Here is a 3554-nt window from a genome sequence, read left to right as displayed (position 1 = left end):
CCTCCGGCCCCCTCCGGCCTCTCCCGGGCCCCCGGGCCCCGGCCCCTCCTGCCCTCGATCCCGGACCTGCTCCCTCCCCGAACCCGCGACGATCACGGCCGAGGGCGGATACGCCCCGCCGCTCAGCGTGCCGTCAGGATCCGCGGTCCCGCGTCCGTGATGGCCACCGTGTGCTCGACGTGCGCCGCGCGCGAACCGTCGTTCGTCCGCAGGGTCCAGCCGTCCGGTGCCTCGTGGAAGCCGTCCGTGCCGCCGCCGATCAGCATGGGCTCGATCGCGAGGGCCATGCCGTGGCGCAGCGGGAGCCCGCGCCTCGGACGGCCCTCGTTGGGGACCGGCGGGTCCTCGTGCATGCGGCGGCCGATGCCGTGGCCGCCGAAGCCGTCCGGGATGCCATACCCCGCCGCCCGGCACACCGTGCCGATCGCGTGCGCGATGTCGCCGATGCGGTTCCCCACGACCGCCGCCTCGATGCCGGCCGCCAGCGCCCGTTCGGCGGTCTCGATCAGGCGGACGTCGGCCGGACGCGGCTTGCCGACCACGAAGCTGATCGCCGAGTCGCCGGTCCAGCCGCCCAGTTCCGCACCGCAGTCGATGGAGACGAGGTCGCCGTCGCGCAGCCGGTAGGCGGTCGGGATGCCGTGCACGATCGCGTTGTTCACGGAGGCGCAGACGACCGCCGGGAAGGGGGTGGGCGCGAAGGAGGGCCGATAACCGAGGAAGGGCGAGCCAGCGCCCGCCCCGCGCAGCACGTCGTGCGCCACCTCGTCCAGCTCCAGCAGGGAAACGCCGACGTCAGCGGCCTGCCGTACAGCTGTCAGGGCTCGCCCGACGACCTGGCCGGCCTCGTACATGGCGTCGATCGATGTGTCCGTCTTCAGCTCTACCATGCCAATTACTATACCGGTATTACAATGACGGTATGGTACGCACCCCTCTCACCCCCGAAGAGCGCGAACGCGGCGAACGGCTCGGCCGGCTGCTGCGCGAGGCCCGCGGTGGCCGCAGCATGACGGAGGTCGCGGCCAGTGCCGGAATCTCCGCGGAGACCCTCCGCAAGATCGAGACGGGCCGTGCGCCGACCCCGGCGTTCTTCACGGTGGCCGCGCTGGCCCGCGCGCTGGGGTTGTCCATGGACCAGATCGCGGTGAGCTGCGCCCTGCTGCCGGTCTGAGGGGCGAGGCGCTGCGACGGTCGACCCGGCGGACCGGGTTTCCCGCGCCGGTCCGGCCCGTGCCGCTCCGCACTTCCACAGGAGCCCCATGCTGTATCTGACGCTGCTCCGACGCCCTTATGTCATCAGGCTGTTGACGGGCTCCCTGGTCGGACGGATGCCGAGCGCGATGGCCGCGCTCGCCATCGCCCTCGCCGTGCGCGAGGCCGGCGCCGGCTACCGCCTCGTGGGCGTGGCCACCGGCGTGTTCGCCGTCGCCGGGGCGATCGGCGGCCCGTTGCTCGGCCGCGTCGTCGACCGCACCGGCCAGCCACGGGTGCTCGTCGTGTCCGCCGTGGTGTCGGGGCTCGGGTACGCACTGCTCGCGCTCGCCCCGGGATCCGCGTACGCCATCGTCGCCGGAGCCGCGGTCGCGGGCGCGGCGGCGCCGCCTCTGGAGCCGTGCCTGCGCGCCCTGTGGCCCGAACTGGTGGACGCGGGCCAACTGCAGTCGGCGTACGCCGTGGACGCGGGAGCGCAGGAGGTCATCTTCATCGCGGGCCCGCTCGCCGTCGCCGGCGTCGCCGCGCTCGGCCCCGCGCCGCTCGCCCTGTGGCTGGCCGCCGGGCTGGGACTGCTCGGCGCCCTGGTCATGGCCACCGCGGAGCCATCGAGGGCCTGGCGGACCGAGACCCGCGACGCGCACTGGCTCGGCCCCCTGCGCAGCCCCGCCCTGCTTCTGCTGCTCATCGCCCTGTTCGGCGCCGGCTGGGCGGTCGGCGGGTTCAACGTCTTCAGCGTCGCCTACGCCGAGCAGCACGCCGTGCCGGGCGGTGCGGGCCTGCTCATGGCGCTGTCCGCGTTCGGCGCACTGCTCGGCGCCGTGACGTACGGAGCGCTGCGGTGGACCGCCGCCGCACCGCTCAAGGCCGCGCTGCTGTGCGCCGGGATGGCGGCCTCGTACTGGCTGGTGGCGCTCGTGCCGGGGCCGGTGGGTGCCGGTCTGGTCGCGGTCGGCACCGGCGTCTTCTTCGCACCGCTGCTGACGGTGTCCTTCGGGATGGTCGGCGAGCTCGCCCCGGAGGGGACGGTGACCGAGGCCTTCGCCTGGCTGGTGACGCTGATCGGCGCGGGAATCGCCGTGGGCTCCGCGCTGTCGGGCCTGGTGCTCGCGGACACCACGCTGACCGCGGCCGCCGTGCCCGGGGCGTGCGGGGTGACGGCGGGCGCCGTGGTGCTGGCCGTGTCGAGGGGGCGGCCGGCCCGGGTTCGGGAGGTGCGGGTGGCCTCCTGAACGCGCGGCGCACAGCCCGGGGATCCCGATCCGGGGATCTTCGCGTCCGGCTCGAAAAGCGTCTGTAGCCGCGCCGTAACACAACTGGTGTTTTCTACGGACCGGAGTACTCCGGTCTGGCAGGAGTTGAGCGATGGCAGTGGATCAACTCCCGGCTCGGGTGCGGGAGTTCGCGAACTACTTGGAAGGGCTGCTGGCGCGCCTGGATCCGGGCGCCGGCTGGTGCGGCGTGTTCTGGCAGCGCGACCCCGACGGTATGCAGGCATGCCTCGACGGGCGTGAGATACCGCCCTGGGACGTCGTCGAGGCGCTCCTCCACGACCTCGCCACGGAATACGGCCCCGCCGTCGCCGGCCCGGAGGCCGACCGCGCCCGCGCCGTGCACGCCGCCGCACTCGTCGCCCACGACGCCCGCCCCGGCGGCCGGGACGCCCTCGGCGACCGCTTCGACGTCATGCTCCGCGAACAGCGCTACGCCGCCGAACGGCAGGCCGAACTGGGCCGGTTCCTCGCCTCCGCGACCACCCGGCAGGAGGCCGACGCCATCCGTCTCGACCTCGCCTGGGCCCGCGACGACCACGAACGTGCGACCCGCCGCTGCGCCGAACTCCGGGCGCGGATGGAGGACCTGGAGCGCCGGTCGGTGGGCGGACGGGCGGAGGAGATCCGGCGCGGGCGGACGGCGGACGGCGGCACCGTGTTCCGCGTGGACGACGGGGGAGCGGGGGCGGACGGGCGTGGGGCGTATGACTCGCGGCCGGGCGGCCGTGACGCGTACGGGGCGTCGTCGGGCGCTGACGCGTATGCCGCGCGTTCGGATGGTCGTGCCGAGTACGCCGCGCGCTCCGACGGGCGTGATGCGTACGGTGCTTCCTCGGACGGTCGTGACGCATACGCCGCGCCCTCGGACGGTCGGCACGCGTACGCGGCACCCTCGCAGGAGCGCGACGTCTCGTACGGCGCCGGTTCCGCCGTGGAGACCGGCGCCGGCCACGGCGAGTACGGCGAGCACGAGGAGCACGGCGAGTACGAAGGGCACGGCGAGTACGGCGAGTTCGACCGCCGGCCCGCCACCCCGGAACAGCAGGCCCCCGCCCCGCAGGAGCA

Annotated in this window: 3 protein-coding genes and 1 pseudogene; 3 read left to right on the top strand and 1 reads right to left on the bottom strand. The window is 74.5% G+C overall.

The annotated features are described in order from the left end of the window. Window positions 1–122: 122 nt before the first annotated feature. Window positions 123–890, bottom strand: a complete 768-nt coding sequence (gene map / locus ADK57_RS10625) for a type I methionyl aminopeptidase (protein WP_053749145.1) — start codon at window positions 888–890, stop codon at window positions 123–125. A 32-nt stretch (window positions 891–922) separates the two neighbouring features. Between map and ADK57_RS10620 the strand changes: the two genes are divergently transcribed. The 3 genes and pseudogenes from ADK57_RS10620 to ADK57_RS51010 form a co-directional block, all read left to right on the top strand. Then, window positions 923–1174 carry a helix-turn-helix domain-containing protein gene (locus tag ADK57_RS10620; protein ID WP_053749144.1) on the top strand — a complete coding sequence of 84 codons (252 nt, stop codon included), beginning with the start codon at window positions 923–925 and terminating at the stop codon, window positions 1172–1174. A gap of 88 nt (window positions 1175–1262) precedes the next feature. Then, complete coding sequence (locus tag ADK57_RS10615; protein WP_053749143.1) at window positions 1263–2447, top strand: MFS transporter; 1185 nt, start codon at window positions 1263–1265, stop codon at window positions 2445–2447. A gap of 133 nt (window positions 2448–2580) precedes the next feature. Continuing rightward, window positions 2581–3554 (top strand): annotated as a pseudogene (locus ADK57_RS51010) (hypothetical protein); the annotation flags it as partial.

The organism is Streptomyces sp. MMG1533, assembly GCF_001279775.1.
Lineage (GTDB): Bacteria > Actinomycetota > Actinomycetes > Streptomycetales > Streptomycetaceae > Streptomyces.
This window is presented reverse-complemented; position numbering and strand designations above follow the sequence as displayed.

Excerpts from the sequence above, each read along its gene's own strand:
- map (WP_053749145.1), bottom strand. The coding sequence starts at position 890 with ATGGTAGAGCTGAAGACGGACACATCGATCGACGCCATGTACGAGGCC.
- ADK57_RS10620 (WP_053749144.1), top strand. The coding sequence starts at position 923 with ATGGTACGCACCCCTCTCACCCCCGAAGAGCGCGAACGCGGCGAACGG.
- ADK57_RS10615 (WP_053749143.1), top strand. The coding sequence starts at position 1,263 with ATGCTGTATCTGACGCTGCTCCGACGCCCTTATGTCATCAGGCTGTTG.